This window comes from Streptomyces katrae, assembly GCF_000966975.1.
GTDB lineage: Bacteria > Actinomycetota > Actinomycetes > Streptomycetales > Streptomycetaceae > Streptomyces > Streptomyces katrae.
Genome location: NZ_JZWV01001374.1, coordinates 1 through 715, shown reverse-complemented (window position 1 = coordinate 715; position 715 = coordinate 1). Strand labels below are relative to the sequence as shown.

Genomic DNA, 715 nt, shown 5'->3' with positions numbered 1-715 from the left:
GTCCGCCCCGGCGGCCTCGCCCGCGCCCGGGGTGCGGGTGCCGTGTCCGTGGCCCTCGGCGGCGGGGTCCTGGACCACGCCGGGCTCGCGCGCGGCGGGCTGCGCATCGCCGGGGCCACGGTCTCCGCCGACGGGCGGCTCGGCGCGGGGCGCGGGGTCCGGGCCACGCCCGTGCCGGGTGTCTCCTGGGACCAGGAGCCGCTCGCCGCGCTGTTCGCCCGCCCGGCGGCCGAAGCCGTCGCCGAGCTGCTCGCGCAGGACGCCGAGCCCGGCCTGCTGGGCTGCGCCGTCCGGGTGGAGGGGGCGGCAGGCGACCACCTCCTCGTACGGGAGCTGTCGCCCGACGGCACGGTACGGGCGGACGCGCCGCTGCTGCGGCTGCGCCCGGCGCACCCGCACCCGGAGCTGGCGCACACCGCGAACCTGCGCCGGCTGGCCGGCCGGCCGGGGCTGGCACTGCGGGTCGTCGGCCGCCCCGACCCGGACCGGGCGGCGACGCTGCGGCCCCTCGCGGTCGGGCCGGTGCCCGGGGCGGCGTACACGCTGCGGCTGCCGCCCGAGTGGCGGGACCGGGCCGACCTCGGCTACGACCGCCTCCAGGGCGGCCACGTCACCGGCGAGGCCCCGGCCCCCGCGCCGGACCCCGTCGGACCGGGTCCGGACCCGCTGGCCGACTCGCCCCTGTGGCGGGTGGGCCGGCTGCTGGAGGCCGGGG

1 pseudogene is annotated in these 715 nt (G+C 82.8%); it reads left to right on the top strand.

From position 1 onward, the window contains the following. A pseudogene (locus VR44_RS37415) lies at positions 1 to 715 on the top strand (hypothetical protein); the annotation flags it as partial.